The 14,804-nt window shown below is 31.8% G+C and carries 13 protein-coding genes, 1 rRNA gene and 1 pseudogene; 10 read left to right on the top strand and 5 right to left on the bottom strand.

Annotation, left to right across the window (positions count from 1 at the left end; all coding sequences use genetic code 11):
* The first annotated feature begins 29 nt into the window (after positions 1-29).
* From guaB to C7N71_RS03885, 4 genes and pseudogenes are all read left to right on the top strand, one after another.
* Positions 30-1,134 (top strand): annotated as a pseudogene (gene guaB / locus C7N71_RS03900) (IMP dehydrogenase).
* A 153-nt stretch (positions 1,135-1,287) separates the two neighbouring features.
* Positions 1,288-2,658 carry a D-alanyl-D-alanine carboxypeptidase family protein gene (locus C7N71_RS03895; protein WP_105987830.1) on the top strand — a complete coding sequence of 457 codons (1,371 nt, stop codon included), beginning with the start codon at positions 1,288-1,290 and terminating at the stop codon, positions 2,656-2,658.
* Positions 2,659-2,879: 221 nt separating this feature from the next.
* Positions 2,880-3,623 (top strand): AzlC family ABC transporter permease, encoded by a 744-nt coding sequence (locus C7N71_RS03890; RefSeq protein ID WP_105988090.1) that lies wholly within the window; start codon positions 2,880-2,882, stop codon positions 3,621-3,623.
* 18 nt (positions 3,624-3,641) lie between these two features.
* Complete coding sequence (locus C7N71_RS03885) at positions 3,642-3,974, top strand: AzlD domain-containing protein (protein ID WP_105987829.1); 333 nt, start codon at positions 3,642-3,644, stop codon at positions 3,972-3,974.
* Between the two features lie 51 nt (positions 3,975-4,025).
* Here the strand turns inward: C7N71_RS03885 and C7N71_RS03880 are convergent, their stop codons facing one another.
* Positions 4,026-5,204: an SAM-dependent methyltransferase gene (locus C7N71_RS03880; protein WP_105987828.1), complete on the bottom strand. Its 1,179-nt coding sequence runs from the start codon at positions 5,202-5,204 to the stop codon at positions 4,026-4,028.
* Between the two features lie 152 nt (positions 5,205-5,356).
* Between C7N71_RS03880 and C7N71_RS03875 the strand changes: the two genes are divergently transcribed.
* Complete coding sequence (locus C7N71_RS03875; RefSeq protein WP_105987827.1) at positions 5,357-6,403, top strand: AI-2E family transporter; 1,047 nt, start codon at positions 5,357-5,359, stop codon at positions 6,401-6,403.
* Positions 6,404-6,470: 67 nt separating this feature from the next.
* Positions 6,471-7,163 carry a 2,3-diphosphoglycerate-dependent phosphoglycerate mutase gene (locus C7N71_RS03870; protein ID WP_105964094.1) on the top strand — a complete coding sequence of 231 codons (693 nt, stop codon included), beginning with the start codon at positions 6,471-6,473 and terminating at the stop codon, positions 7,161-7,163.
* A gap of 50 nt (positions 7,164-7,213) precedes the next feature.
* On the opposite strand, the gene C7N71_RS03865 is transcribed toward C7N71_RS03870, so the two are convergent.
* The 4 genes from C7N71_RS03865 to C7N71_RS03850 all read right to left on the bottom strand — a co-directional run bounded on the left by C7N71_RS03865 (position 7,214) and on the right by C7N71_RS03850 (position 10,298).
* The gene (locus C7N71_RS03865) at positions 7,214-8,119 is read right to left on the bottom strand and encodes a polysaccharide deacetylase family protein (RefSeq protein WP_105987826.1); all 906 of its coding nucleotides are present in this window, start codon (positions 8,117-8,119) and stop codon (positions 7,214-7,216) included.
* Positions 8,103-8,408: a hypothetical protein gene (locus C7N71_RS03860; RefSeq protein ID WP_105987825.1), complete on the bottom strand. Its 306-nt coding sequence runs from the start codon at positions 8,406-8,408 to the stop codon at positions 8,103-8,105. Before C7N71_RS03860 ends, C7N71_RS03865 begins: the two co-directional genes overlap by 17 nt.
* A gap of 1 nt (position 8,409) precedes the next feature.
* Positions 8,410-9,627 carry a glycosyltransferase gene (locus C7N71_RS03855; RefSeq protein ID WP_105987824.1) on the bottom strand — a complete coding sequence of 406 codons (1,218 nt, stop codon included), beginning with the start codon at positions 9,625-9,627 and terminating at the stop codon, positions 8,410-8,412.
* A 197-nt stretch (positions 9,628-9,824) separates the two neighbouring features.
* Positions 9,825-10,298 (bottom strand): MerR family transcriptional regulator, encoded by a 474-nt coding sequence (locus C7N71_RS03850; RefSeq protein ID WP_105987823.1) that lies wholly within the window; start codon positions 10,296-10,298, stop codon positions 9,825-9,827.
* A gap of 153 nt (positions 10,299-10,451) precedes the next feature.
* On the opposite strand from C7N71_RS03850, the gene C7N71_RS03845 reads away from it, so the two are divergent.
* From C7N71_RS03845 to C7N71_RS03830, 4 genes are all read left to right on the top strand, one after another.
* Complete coding sequence (locus tag C7N71_RS03845; RefSeq protein ID WP_105987822.1) at positions 10,452-11,891, top strand: MDR family MFS transporter; 1,440 nt, start codon at positions 10,452-10,454, stop codon at positions 11,889-11,891.
* 3 nt (positions 11,892-11,894) lie between these two features.
* The gene (locus tag C7N71_RS03840; RefSeq protein ID WP_105987821.1) at positions 11,895-12,659 is read left to right on the top strand and encodes a DUF4811 domain-containing protein; all 765 of its coding nucleotides are present in this window, start codon (positions 11,895-11,897) and stop codon (positions 12,657-12,659) included.
* Positions 12,660-12,960: 301 nt separating this feature from the next.
* Positions 12,961-14,217, top strand: coding sequence for a tyrosine--tRNA ligase (gene tyrS / locus C7N71_RS03835; RefSeq protein ID WP_105987820.1), 1,257 nt, complete (start codon positions 12,961-12,963; stop codon positions 14,215-14,217).
* 446 nt (positions 14,218-14,663) lie between these two features.
* Positions 14,664-14,804 (top strand): 16S ribosomal RNA (locus tag C7N71_RS03830); the annotation flags it as partial.

Genomic DNA, 14,804 nt, shown 5'->3' with positions numbered 1-14,804 from the left:
AGATAAAAAAATAAGAGGGGTTATTGATTATGTCTAATTGGGATACAAAATTTGCAAAACAAGGGATTACCTTTGATGATGTTTTACTTATTCCAGCAGAAAGTCACGTTTTACCAAATGAAGTGGATACTTCAGTACAATTAGCTGACAATTTGAAACTTAATGTACCATTTTTAAGTGCTAGTATGGATACAGTTACTGAATCTAATACAGCAATTGCCAAAAAACATGTTAATCGATGACCAAGCCAAAGAAGTTGCTAAAGTTAAGGCAGTTGAAAAAGCTGATAAATATCCAAACGCTGCAGTTGATGCTAATAATCATTTATTATGTGCGGCTGCCGTTGGTGTTACATCTGATACTTTCAAACGTGCAGATGCATTATTCAAAGCTGGTGTTGATGCAATTATCATTGATACTGCCCATGGTCATTCTGCTGGTGTAATTAGAAAAATTAAAGAAATCCGTGAAACTTATCCTGATAAGACATTAATTGCTGGTAACGTTGCAACTGGTGAAGCTACTAATGCTCTATTTGAAGCTGGAGTTGATGTTGTAAAAGTTGGTATTGGTCCGGGTTCAATTTGTACCACTCGTGTAGTTGCTGGTGTTGGTGTTCCTCAAATTACTGCAGTTTATGATGCAGCAAAAGTTGCTAGAAGATGGCATAAACCTATCATCGCTGATGGTGGAATTAAATTCTCTGGTGATGTTGCTAAGGCAATTGCTGCTGGTGGTAATGCCGTAATGCTTGGTAGTATGTTATCAGGTACTGATGAAGCACCTGGTGAAGTCTTTGAAGAAAACGGTGTTAAATACAAAGCATACCGTGGTATGGGGAGTATTGGTGCCATGGAACATGGTTCAGCTGATCGTTACTTCCAAGGTGAAGTTAACGAAGCTAAGAAATTAGTTCCTGAAGGAATTGAAGCTCGTGTTGAATACAAAGGTTCAGCTAAGGATGTTGTTTTTCAAATGACAGGTGGACTCAGATCTGCTATGGGATACACAGGTTCCAAAGATATTGATAGTATGATTGAAAATGCTCAATTTGTCCAAATTACCAACGCTGGTTTAGCAGAATCACATCCCCATGATGTACAAATTACTAAAGCTGCTCCTAATTATAAATAAAACTAATTAAATTAAAATTATTGAAAGTACTAAAATAAATTATTTTAGTACTTTTTTTATTTTCTAATGACTTAATTGAAATATTGTTGTAACATTTGAATGTAATACATTATTTTTACATAACTATATTTTAATTCGAAAGGATCATTTAAAATGTTTTTTAAGCATTTCAAAAAAGTCTGTTTAATTGTGATGGCTGTATTTACCATTAGTACACCATTAGCAGTGACGGCTAGTAATCATAAAACTAATATTAAAACTCAAAAGGTAAGCAAAAATTTAAGTAAACAAGATAAAAACAGTCAACAATTAGATCAACAAACTGATTATTTAATTAAAAATAATTTACCTTTAGATTTACAGGCGAAATCAGCACTAGCAGTTGATTCAAAAACTGGGCAAATTTTGTATGCCAAGAATGCGGATCAAGCGTTACCAACGGCTTCGATGAGTAAGTTATTAAGTATTTATGTGACTTTACAAGCAATTCAATCACATAAGATTAATTGGAATACTAAAGTTAAAATTACTCCTGCTTTGCATGCATTAAGTGTTAATCCTGAGTATGCTAATGTTGAATTAAAAGCAGGTCATGAATATACAATTAAACAGTTGTATCAAGCAGCCATTTATTCTGAAAATGCTGGAGCAATGGCGATGGGTTATGGAGTTGCCGGTAGTACCCAAAAATTTGCTTTGAAGATGCGCCAAGCAGTTAAAGATTTAGGTATTAATGATGCCCAAATTTATACTGCTTGTGGATTAACTAATGGTGAAGTTGGTTCCCTAGGTTTTAAAGACGTGGATGCTAATGCTGAAAATAAATTATCAGCAACTGATATGGCCATTATTTCAATGAATATTTTGAAAACATATCCTCATATTTTGAAAGATACCGCTGCTAACACTACTAAATTTGAAAATAATACTATGCTGAACTGGAATTGGATGATTAGAGGTCGTAGTGAAGCTTTACCCGACATTAAAGTGGATGGTTTAAAAACTGGGACTTCTGATACAGCCGGTGCATGTTTCACAGGAACGGCGGTGAAAGATAATCATCGTGTAATTACAGTTGTGATGGGGGTTCATCATAGTGGACAATATGATCCTTCTCGTTTCGTACAAACTCAAAAATTATTAAAATATGTATATGCTAAATACCATCATGTTAATTTAGCACCTAACCAATCAGTCAGTGAAATGACTGAAGGTCGCAATGATGGAAATATTTATGTCCCTAATGGCAAGGATGAAAATCTAAGCTTATCCTTTGCTGATAAACAAGATATTTGGCTATACAACAATCAAAAATTTAATCTACAAAAGATTCAACCACTAAGTAACCTTAAATATAAGGGTGGACTTAATGCACCAATCGATAAAGGTGAAGTTGTGGCCAATGCTCAAGTTAAAGGCATCAAGTATATTACTGATAGCAATGTTAAATTATCAGCAAGTAAAGATGATGATAAAGCTAATATTTTTGTAAGAATGTGGCGTAGCGTCATGTCGCTATTTTAGATGGTTGTTGATTTTATCTTTTAATTAAGTTGAAATAAAATTAGATAATTGACCTAGTTTTGTATTATAATAGTAATAAAGTTTAGGTTTATTTACTTAAATTCTAGCAATCGAAAAATTAATTTAAAATTACCGAACGTTATATTACGGGGGAATAGTCTTTGACAAAGCAAGTACCAAATCCAAACGAGCCTAGGTGGTTAACGAATTTGAAGACTGCGATGCCTTTGAATATTAGTTATGTACCAATCGGATTGGCATGTGGGATTCTGCTACATGCGGCTGGATTTAATACCATTCTTACGGGACTGGTTTCATTATTGGTTTTTTCTGGTGGTGCACAATTTTTAATAGCATCTATGTTAGTAATTAATTCACCTTTATTATCAATTGTAATTATGTTATTTTTCTTGGAACTAAGATATGCACTTTTAGGATCAAGTATTTCTAAATATCTGCAAGGGCAGTCTAATTTATTTACTTTTCTATTTGCACTTTCTTTAAATGATGAAACTTACGCTGTAAATTATTTAAAGCTGTCTACTGATAAAAAGTTTACACCGAGTGATGCTTTACAGATTGAGCATTATGCTTTATTTGTTTGGACACTTAGTACGATTATAGGTAGTTTGATAGGATCAGCTATCAGCATTAATTTAACAGTAGTGCATTTTGCATTAACTGCTTTATTCATTTATATGGTTGTTATGCAAATTAAATCATTGCTTAAAGTTTTGGTAATGCTTTTAACTATTGGATTATCAATTATTTTCTTAATGATAATGAAATCAACATTAGGATTAGTAGTTGCAACTTTACTAGCATCTTTTGTTGGTTTTATGGTCGAATCTTATATTCGTGCTCATTATAAACGTTATCGTAAGAATATATTCTTACATTCCTTTAAGAATCCTGCTGGGACACCTGAAGAAGACGATGAAGAATTTGAAGAAGAAAATAAATAGTTTATTAGGAGATATTTTATGGAGTGGAATTCTACACAACACTTTTGGTTAGTTATTTTATGCTTTTTTGTAGCTCTAATACCAAGATTTGTTCCTCTTTCTTTTTTTAGAACAAGAAAAATACCAAAGTGGTTTAATGAATGGATGTCTTATGTACCAATTGCTTTATTTACATCATTGGTAGTTAAGGATTTAATTATTACATCTTCTTACAGTTTGTCAGTTGATGGTAAAGCTGCCGAATTAATTGCTGCTTTGCTTGTATTTATAATTTCATATTGGACTCGTTCGATGGCTTTGTCAGTTATTTTAGGACTAGGTTCAGTAATTGTACTTTCACTTATAATATAAAAATAAAGGAGCAGTGATTAAAAATCACTGCTCCTTTTAATTTAAATGAAATTATTTATACATGTAATCTCTAGTTAGTGGAAGTTCTTGTCCAGAAGGTCCCTTAGAAATTAAGTATTGCATAACGTCAATGTTACCAGCCTTGAATGATCCGGCACAGGTCTTAAGATATAAGTCCCACATTCTTAAGAAGCGTTCATCATCACCCATAACTTTTTTAACTTCATCAATATTAGCATTGAAATTCTTATCCCAGTTTTCAAGGGTTAATTGATAATGACGACGTAATGATTCAAGATCAAAGATTTGAAGGCCATTATTAGTAATATGATCAAGATTTTCAGTCATACCAGGAACATAACCACCAGGGAAGATGTATTTGTTAATCCAGCCATTGTATGCTCCACCTTGTTGTCTAGTAATTCCGTGAATTAAAGCAACTCCATGTTCTTTTAGATACTTAGCAACACATGAGAAGTATTCATTTAAGTTTTCTTTACCAACGTGTTCAAACATTCCAACTGATGTTATGTAGTCGAATTGTTCGTCACCTAATTGACGGTAGTCTTGTAAACGAACTTCAGCTTTATCTTCCAAGCCTAATTTCTTAATTTGTGCATTTACATAATCACATTGTTCTTGACTTAGAGTAACTCCAACCACTTTTAAGTCGTAATATTTAGCAGCAGCTAACATTAGAGTTCCCCAACCACATCCAATATCTAAAAGAGTGCGACCAGGTTGTGGATTTAACTTTTTGATAATGTGATGCATTTTTTGTCTTTGTGCATCATATAAATCATCATCAGGTTTTTCAAAGTATGCACAAGAATATGTCATAGTTTTGTCTAACCAAATCTTGTAAAAGTCATTTCCAATATCATAATGACTTTGAATATCCTTCTTACTAGTGGATTCATTATGATTTTGTTTAGGCAAGAAGTTAATGAATTTGTGATCACGAATGAAACTAGTTGATTTTTGATATGCAGATACAATTAAGTCTTCGATACTACCTTCAACTTCGATTTTTCCGTCCATATAAGCTTCACCTAAAGCAATTGAAGCATTGCTTCTGATGTCTTTAATAGGGATAGGTTCCTTCATAGTGATAACTGCTTTGGTTTCACCATCACCGTATTTTTCAGATTTTCCGTCCCAATAGTTTACTTGGATTGGTTCATTAAATCCGTGCTTAAAAAATGTTTTATAAAATGTTTTTTCAAACATGTGAACAGTCCTTTCTTTCAATAATAATCACATCGACAATTATACTCTTAAGTGACTATTTTTTGTAAGTGATTGTTATTATGAAATTAATTAATTTCATTTAATTAAATGTTATAATAAAATATCCAGTAAATAGTTAGTAGGGGGTATATATGAAAATTTGGGAAAAATTTGTCGCTAATGTAAAACTACGTCGTTGGTGCGTATTATTAGTACTAATTGCGATTTTATATTTAATGCGTAGCATGATAAGTATGTTACTTTTAACTTTCATTTTTTCACTTTTAGTGACCAAATTAGTTAACTTTATTAGAAAATACGTTAAAATTCCATCACCGTTATTGGTTGTACTAATATATATTATATTTATTGGTGGAATTATTACGGCCGTTGCAGTTTATTCTCCAGTAATTTATGATCAAGCAGTAACTGCCTCGAAACACATAATCGAATTTTATGATGATCCTAATAACATGGAAGGTGCTAACCAATTTCAAGATTGGATTAGTTCATTTATTCATCGTTCTAATTTCTTAACAGAAGTTAAGGGTGGCTTAGATTTCTTATTACAATATGTTTCTAGTATTGGTCAAATGGGAGTAACCTTCTTATTATCATTAATTTTAAGTTTTTTCTTTACTTTAGAAGAAAAATCCATGGCAGAATTTAGTAAACGTTTTCTAACTTCAGAATTTGATTGGTTCTTTCAAGATGTTTACTACTTTGCTAAAACATTTACTAAAACCTTTGGTGTTGTTTTAGAAGCACAATTTTTGATTGCTATTTTCAATACTGTTTTTACAACTTTAATAATGGCGTTTTTAGGAATGCCACAATTATTTATCCTGGCTATTATGGTTTTCTTCCTAAGTTTAGTCCCAGTAGCGGGGGTAATTATATCATTGATTCCTTTATCAATCGTAGGTTATTCTGTAGGTGGTATAAAATATATTATCTACCTAATTATTATGGTTATGGTTGTTCATTTCTTGGAAGCATATATTTTAAATCCTAAGTTAATGTCTTCCAGAACCGAATTACCAATTTTTTACACATTTTGTGCATTGATGATTGGTGAAGAAATTTTTGGTGGCTGGGGCTTAATTGTCTCGGTACCAATTCTTACTTTCTTCCTAGAAATTATTGGCGTTAAAGGTGATAATAAAAAAGGTTTAAAAATGAAGAGAATTATGAAATAAGCTGAAAATTATTGCCATTTGGTGTAAAATTAAAATGATATTTATAACTTGAAAGGGGTTCAATCCTATGTCAAAACTTGTATTAATCCGTCATGGACAAAGTCAATGGAACTTATCAAACAAATTCACTGGTTGGGAAGATGTTGACTTAAGTGACAAAGGTGTTGAAGAAGCTAAAGAAGCTGGTAAATTAGTAAAAGAAGCTGGTCTAGAATTTGATTATGCTTTCACTTCAGTATTAACTCGTGCAATTAAAACTCTACACTATGTTTTAGAAGAATCTGATCAATTATGGGTTCCTGAAACTAAGACATGGAGATTAAATGAACGTCATTATGGTCGTCTTCAAGGTCTAAACAAGAAAGAAACTGCTGAAAAATATGGTGATGAACAAGTTCATATTTGGCGTCGTTCATATGACACTCTACCTCCATTATTGAGTGCTGATGATGAAGGATCAGCTGTTAATGATCGTCGTTATGCAGACTTAGATCCTAATATTATTCCAGGTGGAGAAAACTTAAAGGTTACCCTAGAACGTGTAATTCCTTTATGGGTAGATCAAATTGCTCCTAAGTTATTAGATGGCAAGAATGTTATTATTGCTGCTCATGGTAATTCACTACGTGCTTTGAGTAAGTACATTGAAAGAATCTCTGATGATGATATCATGGATCTTGAAATGAAGACTGGTGAACCAGTTGTTTATGACTTTAATGATAAATTAGAAGTACAAAACAAAACAAAATTAGATAAATAATTTTAAACCAAAAAAAGCAATCGGAAAATTCCGATTGCTTTTTATTTTAATTATTTTGTTGAGTACCAATGTTTAATACTTGGCCAACTGTTAGTATTAATAATCATTCTGGGAGCATATTGTAAGTCTAGATGGTCACCATTACCATGGTTATAGATAACACCACCATCTAATGTAGCAATCCAGCCTAAGTGTTGAGTGTGTAAGAAATCATTGGTTTGACGAGTACCACCACCATAAGGATAGGCAAATGCATCTCCATATGATCCGGTATGTTTATATAAGTCTTCTCTAGATTGTTTAAAATCTTTAGTAAATCGTTTGTAGTTCTGCGGTAAATTAAAGATAGGAATTAATTTAGAGGTTAAATAATGCATATTATGGGTATGCAATCCAATAGTCATTAAATTACCAGCATATTTTTTAGCATCATGAATTTGATTCCATGTTGCTAATTGAGTACCTTCACGATATCTTCCAGTGTTACCAGTAATTATAAATGTAGTAAATGGGAATTTATATTTTTTCATTACTGGGATGGCATTATCAATAGTTGTACGATCAATATCATCAAATGATAAAACAGCATATTTACCTTTAATAGGCTTGTGAGAATTGGTCATTTTGACCATTTCTTGGCCTGATATTACTTTAATATGCTTCTTATGCAAGAATTCCATTTGTTCATTGAATTCATTAGTTGGAACGTTGAAATCATGTAATTGTGAATTAGTAGAAAGAGTTCTTGAGATATTAACACCCAAGTTGTCTTTTAGGATACGGTGATAACAAAAGATAAGAATTCCATTTTTTTGCTTTTCTGCTTGCTTATCAAGAGCATAATTTTCACTACTACCTTTATCATACTGAATTGCTTTTCTAACAGTAAATGACATTAAAATCACAACAATCACTGCTACAATAGCAACGATGATTTTTCTAGTCTTTCTGGACATTGCTATTTAACCTCCGTAAATGATGCAATCTAAAAATAGAATAAATTGCTGTTAAAATAATTAATGCAACCACACCTATGATTAATTTAATGTATAATCCATAATTTAGGTTTAATAATAGATAGAAGCTAACAAAGTCATCACTATAATAGCCAAATAAAAATGCAAAATTAACAATTAATACGAAAAATACATAAAACCATAGGAAAGCGTATAAACAAAAATGAAAAATTGCTCTAAAAGGGCTAATTTTTTTTCTGATAACGAATTTATCTACTTCATTTTTCATTTTATTTAACCCCCCGATCAGGACTACTCCAAGTTCCCACGTTTTCTGGATCTAAGAAGAATGAAATAAGGGCAGTAATACATGAAATTAAATTAATCATCCAGTAATAAACAATGTATGCAGGAACTAGTAATAAATCACGTAATTGTAGATATGCTTTAGCACGAGAACCAAAGAATCCAATACAAAATTGTACAATACTGATAATAATTAGCATTAATAATACATCACCATCTAATTGCACTTCATGAATTAACAATAAATTAAATACATAAGAGATAGTACTTAATGCAGTTAAAACGGCCCAAGTATTACTGATAATTGTTTCATATAATAGTGCTTTTCTAGAAATATCACTATGAATTAGAAAATCATGGTTTTTGACTAATACTTCCATACCACCACGAGCCCAACGACGACGTTGCTTAATTAAGCTACGAGTGTTTTCAGGAACTAAAATCCAACATAACATTGCTGGTTGATATCTAACACGCCAGTGTTTACGATACATTCTCCAAGTAATATCAATGTCTTCGGTAATTACATCAGTGTGCCAACCACCAACATCTTTAATTGCTTCTCTTCTAAATCCAACCATTACTCCAGAAACAGTATTGATACGTCCATATAAAAATGATTGTGCTTTCTTAATAATATCAATTACACCGATATATTCTAGCAGTTGAAGACGTCCCAAAATGGTAGTTCTATTTCTTACAACTGGCTTACCAGCAACTGCTCCTAAGCTTGAATCAGTTGCTAATGTTTTAACCATCTGGTTAACTGAATCTTTAGCAATCAATGAGTCAGCATCAATCCCCATTATGTATTTACCCTCGGAAGCAGCAAAGCCCTGATTCATAGCATTAGCCTTTCCTTGGTTTACATCAATTGGAACGATTTTAATGTTGAATTGTTTATTATACTTTTTTTGCAATTCATACATAATGTCTAAAGTGTCATCATCACTTTTATCATCGACTAATACAACTTCAAAGTTTTTATAATCGATCTCCGCGATGGAAGCAATAGCTTCTCTTAAAGTATCACTTTCATTATGAGAGGGTACTATAATAGAAACTAAATCGTTTCCAGAAATATCAACGAAATTTTCATGCTTACGATACATGCTTTCAAAGATAGAACCAACAATCCAAATTGCTGAAACAACAATCGGATAGCCGATTATAAAATCGTTGATTATATCTAAAAATCCCATTTATATGTTTTCCTCCTTAAGTGAATATCATTATTATCATCAATCTAATAACATTCAACCTATATATTAACTTTATTTAAATTAATTATAAAGTACTTGTTAGTATATATCAAAGTTACTAATAATAAATACTATAAGATTATAATACCACATAATAAAAATCACCATCCCAACTGAATAATGGAGTGGTGATTTGATTAATTTCTTTTACTATTTTCTATAACTTTAGCCTTGATTTGATTATTGTCTTCAAAAAAATATATGGATTTATTGTCTTTACCATCTATTTTTCCCATATTAACGCATGGCTTATTATTAATGATTTCTAATCCATTAAACCGTGCATTAATAATTTTTCTCATAATGCTTCCCGTTTCATCAAACACTTTAGCCTTGTCTGCTGCTGTATTTAAAGTGTATCCAGACTCTAAAAATGATTTTATTAATTCAACTTTAATGATGGCATGATATGGATAACGATGATTCTTATTTTTGTCATCGCATATAGATTGAATATATCCTTTTTTTTCCCAATATCTAATTTTAGATTGTGGTACATTACATGTTTTAGATAATCCACCAATGCCAACTGATAAATCAATATCTTTCATAATTTTATATAAGCGATGTGAGTATTCTTTTACTTCATCCTTTTTTATTTCATTTGCCAAAATATCACTTCCTATTAACTACATCAAAAATGTTTAAATAACTTAGAATAATTATATATTATTTAATGCCATTGTCAAATAAGTTGACAATGGTTGTTGTTGGTTGTATATTAGGAAGAGTCGATTTACTAAAATTAGAAAAGAGGTTGCGATATGAACGTAGATGCAAATGGTAAAAGTTATAATAAAACAATGTTAGTTTTATTATTGCTTGTTGGTACTTTTTGTACTATTTTAAATCAAACTATTCTATCAACTGCTTTTCCAACATTAATGAAGGCTTTTGATATTAATACTTCCACAGTTCAATGGTTAACTTCTGGATTTATGATGGTTAATGGGATTGCTATTCCTGTTAGTGCATGGTTATCCAGTCGATTTAATACTAAATGGTTGTACTTGGGTGCGATGATGGTGTTTGAAGTGGGGACTATTATGTCCTTCTTTGCCGGTAACTTTGGCTTTTTACTTGCGGGTCGCTTAATTCAAGCTGCTGGAGTTGGAGTTACTATGCCTTTACTACAAACAATTATGTTATCAATTTTTCCACCAGAAAAACGTGGAGCAGCAATGGGTCTTTCAGGAATTGTTATTGGGTTAGCGCCAGCTATTGGTCCGACTTTATCTGGTTGGATTTTAATTAATTTTACTTGGCGTGATTTATTTGGAATGATTATTCCTATTGTTGCGTTAGTGATTATACTAGGATTGTGGTTTATGCGTCCTATTCTTCCTACCAAGAAATCCAAAATTGATGTTTTATCTTTAATTCTTTCGACAATTGGATTTGGTAGTGCACTTTATGGTTTCTCTGAAGTTGGTACTTACGGATGGGGAAGCAATGTAGTTATTAGCACATTAATTATTGGAGCTATCTTTATTGCACTATTTGTATGGCGTCAATTAGTGATGAAAGAACCATTCTTAAATATTAAAGTATTTAAAAATAGTAGATTTACAATTTCTACTTTATTATCATCTATTATGATGATGGCATTAGTCGGCTTTGAGATGGTTTTACCATTGTACTTACAAATTATTCGTGGTATGAATGCTTTTCATTCCGGATTAACACTGTTACCAGGTGCTTTAATGATGGGAATTGTGTCACCATTTGCGGGTCGTATCTTTGATAAGTATGGAGCTAAGAATTTAGTAGTAACAGGTTTTACACTATTATTCTTAGGAACTATTCCATTTGCCTTTTTAACTGAAGATACTTCAATCTCATATATTATAATATTATATGCTGTTAGAACATTTGGAATGGCAATGGCAATGATGCCTGCTACTACCTATGGTATGAATGCTCTATCTACAGATATGATGAATCATGGTACTGCAGTTAATAACACTGTTAGACAAGTTGGCTCTTCCATTGCAACAGCAGTCTTAGTATCAATATTATCTAATGTTACTTCAAATAATATGCCAGCTAGCCATTTGAAGACACTAGATCCATTGGCATATGGTAATTCTGCTTTATCTGCCACATTGACTGGTTATCATGCCGCCTTTTGGGTTGCAGCAATTTTTATAGTGATTGGAATTATTGCAACCTTTTGGGTTAGAGACAATAAAGGAGGAAAATAACTAATGATATTAATTTTATTAATTGTTTCAGCTTTTTGTTTCTTCCTATTCAATACCTTATTAGTTAAAAACAGAATGCTACATTTTACTACTAGTGTTGTATCATTTGTTTTAGTTGTACTTTCAGTAATTTTAATTACTATAAACTTTCATGACCATTATGGGATGCATAAAGTAACAACAACTGAAAATAGTGAACTAACTTCTAGCAGTGACAAAATGGGGATGCTTCTTTACCAACCAATTGGTACTTCAGGCAAAGATAATGTTGTTATTTATAAAACTAATGATGATCAGAAAAAGCCAAGTACGACTTCAACTGATAAGAATACTAACCACATCATTACTAATGCTAAAGAAGCTAAATTAGTTACTAAAACTACTCGTTATGAATATAATTCTAAATTTAGTAAATTTTGGTTCGACTTAGCTCAAAAGCCAACGCGTGTAAAAACGGTTAATTACTTCTATGTGCCTAAGGATTGGTTAACTTTAACTACCAATCAAGCGAAAGCATTACCAAGGATTATTAATAAACTACAAGCTTCAATGCAAACGGATGCTTCAAAGGTACAAATGAAGAGTGCAGCTGAAAATTATGTTAAGGATCAAATGATAACAGCAATGAAAAATGATCCTAAAATGAGCAAAGATACCCAAGCAAAATTATCTAAAAAAGCTGCTGAAGATTTTCAAAATCAAATGAAGGCACAATCAATGGGTAAAATTATGCCTCAATTAAAACAAGAACTAAGTAAAATTAAATAGTATTGACAATTATTTCAAGGCTGATTATTATAATAAATAACAAGCTAAGAAGTAGTTACTAGTATTTAAAATAATTTGAGAATGCAGAAACTTAGTGGTGATGAGAACTAAGCAGTTATTTTAAAGAATTACACCTATGGAGCTCTGTTCAATTTGATATTGACGGGTCATTGCGTTATTAATGGTTTTGAGCGATCGCACAATAGCGATAACCTGGGTGGTAACGCGGATTAATGTACAATTTCGTCCCTGATGATGTCTTAAGACATTGTTAGGGACTTTTTTATTTGGAGGGAAAAATATGAACATTATTGATGATTTAAAATGGCGTGGTGCCATAAATCAACAAACCGATGCTGAAGGCTTAAACAAGGAAGTAAATGAAAAGAAGATTGGATTATATGCTGGAATTGATCCTACTGGTGACAGTATGCATGTGGGACATTTAATTCCATTTATGATTTTAAAACGATTCCAATTAGCTGGTTACCATCCATACATTATTATTGGTGGAGCAACTGGTTCAATTGGTGATCCATCTGGAAAAAAGGCTGAACGTAAGTTACAAACAATGGATCAAGTTAAATACAATGAACAATGCTTAACCAAACAAATGGAAAGCTTATTTGGTCAAGATGGTTCATTCACCATTGTTAATAATTATGATTGGTTATCTAAATTCTCACTATTAGATTTTTTACGTGACTACGGTAAACTATTTAATGTTAATACCATGTTAAATAAGGAAATTGTATCCAGTCGTCTTGAAACTGGTATTTCATATACTGAATTTACTTACCAAATTCTCCAAGGAATGGATTTTGAACACTTATACAAGAAACATGATGTTCAATTACAAATTGGTGGAGCTGACCAATGGGGTAACATTACTGGTGGTATTGATTTAATTCATAAAACACAAGGTGCAGATGCAAAAGCATTTGGCTTAACAATTCCGTTGATGTTAAAAGCTGATGGTACTAAATTTGGTAAGACCGCTGGTGGAGCTGTTTGGCTTGATCCTAAAAAGACTACTCCATATGAATTTTACCAATTCTGGATTAATACTGATGATCGTGACGTTGTTAAATATTTGAAATACTTTACTTTCTTAGATAGGGATGAAATTGAAGCTTTAGAAGATAAAGTTAAAAATGAACCATGGAAACGTGAAGCCCAACGTCGTCTTGCTGAAGAAGTTACTGAATTTGTTCATGGTAAAGATGCTGTTAAGGAAGCCGAAAATATTACTAATGCGTTATTCTCAGGTAACATTAAAGATTTAACTGTTGATGAAGTAGAAACTGGTTTTAAAAATATGCCATCAATGGAAGTTAGTGCTGATAAAAAGAATATCGTTGAATGGTTAGCTGATGATACTAAAATTGAGTCATCCAGAAGACAAGCACGTGAAGATGTTAAGAATGGTGCAATTAGAATTAATGGAGATAAGATTGATGATGTTAATGCAGAAATTGATCCAACCGCTAATTTTGATGGTAAGTTTGTTGTAGTTAGAAGAGGAAAGAAAAAGTATTTCTTAGCAAGAATTAAATAGTATTGACAGCTTAGAGAATTAATTTTAAATTAATTCTCTTTTTTTGTTGACGCAGCTTACTATTATTGATATTATTATTTCTGTTGTCATTTTAGTAACGAAATTTACAAAGTGTTTAAAAAATAATTACAAAAAGTTATTGACTTTCACTTATTAAAATGGCATAATAATCAATGTTGCGTTGTTGATATGACAAACGACAACATATCAACTTAAAAAATAATTATAAAAAAGTTGTTGACGTCAAGTTGATGACGTGATATAATTAAAAAGCTGCTTCATAAAAGYAGTTAACTGATAAGTAGATCTTTGAAAACTGAACAAGATTGATAATCGATGATGTGTAAGGAACTTGCAATTTAGATTGTAAGCAATTAAACACAGCGAAGTCAATTCGCTTATAAAAAACAATTAATTTGATGAGCTAGTTAAAAGCTTTTCATCTATAAGATGAGAGTTTGATCCTGGCTCAGGACGAACGCTGGCGGCGTGCCTAATACATGCAAGTCGAACGAGTCCTCCCAATTTGATTTTATGCTTGCATAAATGATTTTTGGATTGGGGACGAGTGGCGAACTGGTGAGTAA

Source organism: Apilactobacillus timberlakei (genome assembly GCF_002993965.1).
Taxonomy (GTDB): Bacteria; Bacillota; Bacilli; order Lactobacillales; family Lactobacillaceae; genus Apilactobacillus; species Apilactobacillus timberlakei.
This window is presented reverse-complemented; position numbering and strand designations above follow the sequence as displayed.

Bases quoted from the DNA above. Each gene is read 5' to 3' on its own strand.
- tyrS (WP_105987820.1), top strand. From the start codon at position 12,961: ATGAACATTATTGATGATTTAAAATGGCGTGGTGCCATAAATCAACAA.
- C7N71_RS03895 (WP_105987830.1), top strand. From the start codon at position 1,288: ATGTTTTTTAAGCATTTCAAAAAAGTCTGTTTAATTGTGATGGCTGTA.
- C7N71_RS03880 (WP_105987828.1), bottom strand. From the start codon at position 5,204: ATGTTTGAAAAAACATTTTATAAAACATTTTTTAAGCACGGATTTAAT.
- C7N71_RS03875 (WP_105987827.1), top strand. From the start codon at position 5,357: ATGAAAATTTGGGAAAAATTTGTCGCTAATGTAAAACTACGTCGTTGG.
- C7N71_RS03840 (WP_105987821.1), top strand. From the start codon at position 11,895: ATGATATTAATTTTATTAATTGTTTCAGCTTTTTGTTTCTTCCTATTC.
- C7N71_RS03890 (WP_105988090.1), top strand. From the start codon at position 2,880: ATGCCTTTGAATATTAGTTATGTACCAATCGGATTGGCATGTGGGATT.
- C7N71_RS03885 (WP_105987829.1), top strand. From the start codon at position 3,642: ATGGAGTGGAATTCTACACAACACTTTTGGTTAGTTATTTTATGCTTT.
- C7N71_RS03865 (WP_105987826.1), bottom strand. From the start codon at position 8,119: ATGTCCAGAAAGACTAGAAAAATCATCGTTGCTATTGTAGCAGTGATT.
- C7N71_RS03870 (WP_105964094.1), top strand. From the start codon at position 6,471: ATGTCAAAACTTGTATTAATCCGTCATGGACAAAGTCAATGGAACTTA.
- C7N71_RS03855 (WP_105987824.1), bottom strand. From the start codon at position 9,627: ATGGGATTTTTAGATATAATCAACGATTTTATAATCGGCTATCCGATT.
- C7N71_RS03845 (WP_105987822.1), top strand. From the start codon at position 10,452: ATGAACGTAGATGCAAATGGTAAAAGTTATAATAAAACAATGTTAGTT.
- C7N71_RS03860 (WP_105987825.1), bottom strand. From the start codon at position 8,408: ATGAAAAATGAAGTAGATAAATTCGTTATCAGAAAAAAAATTAGCCCT.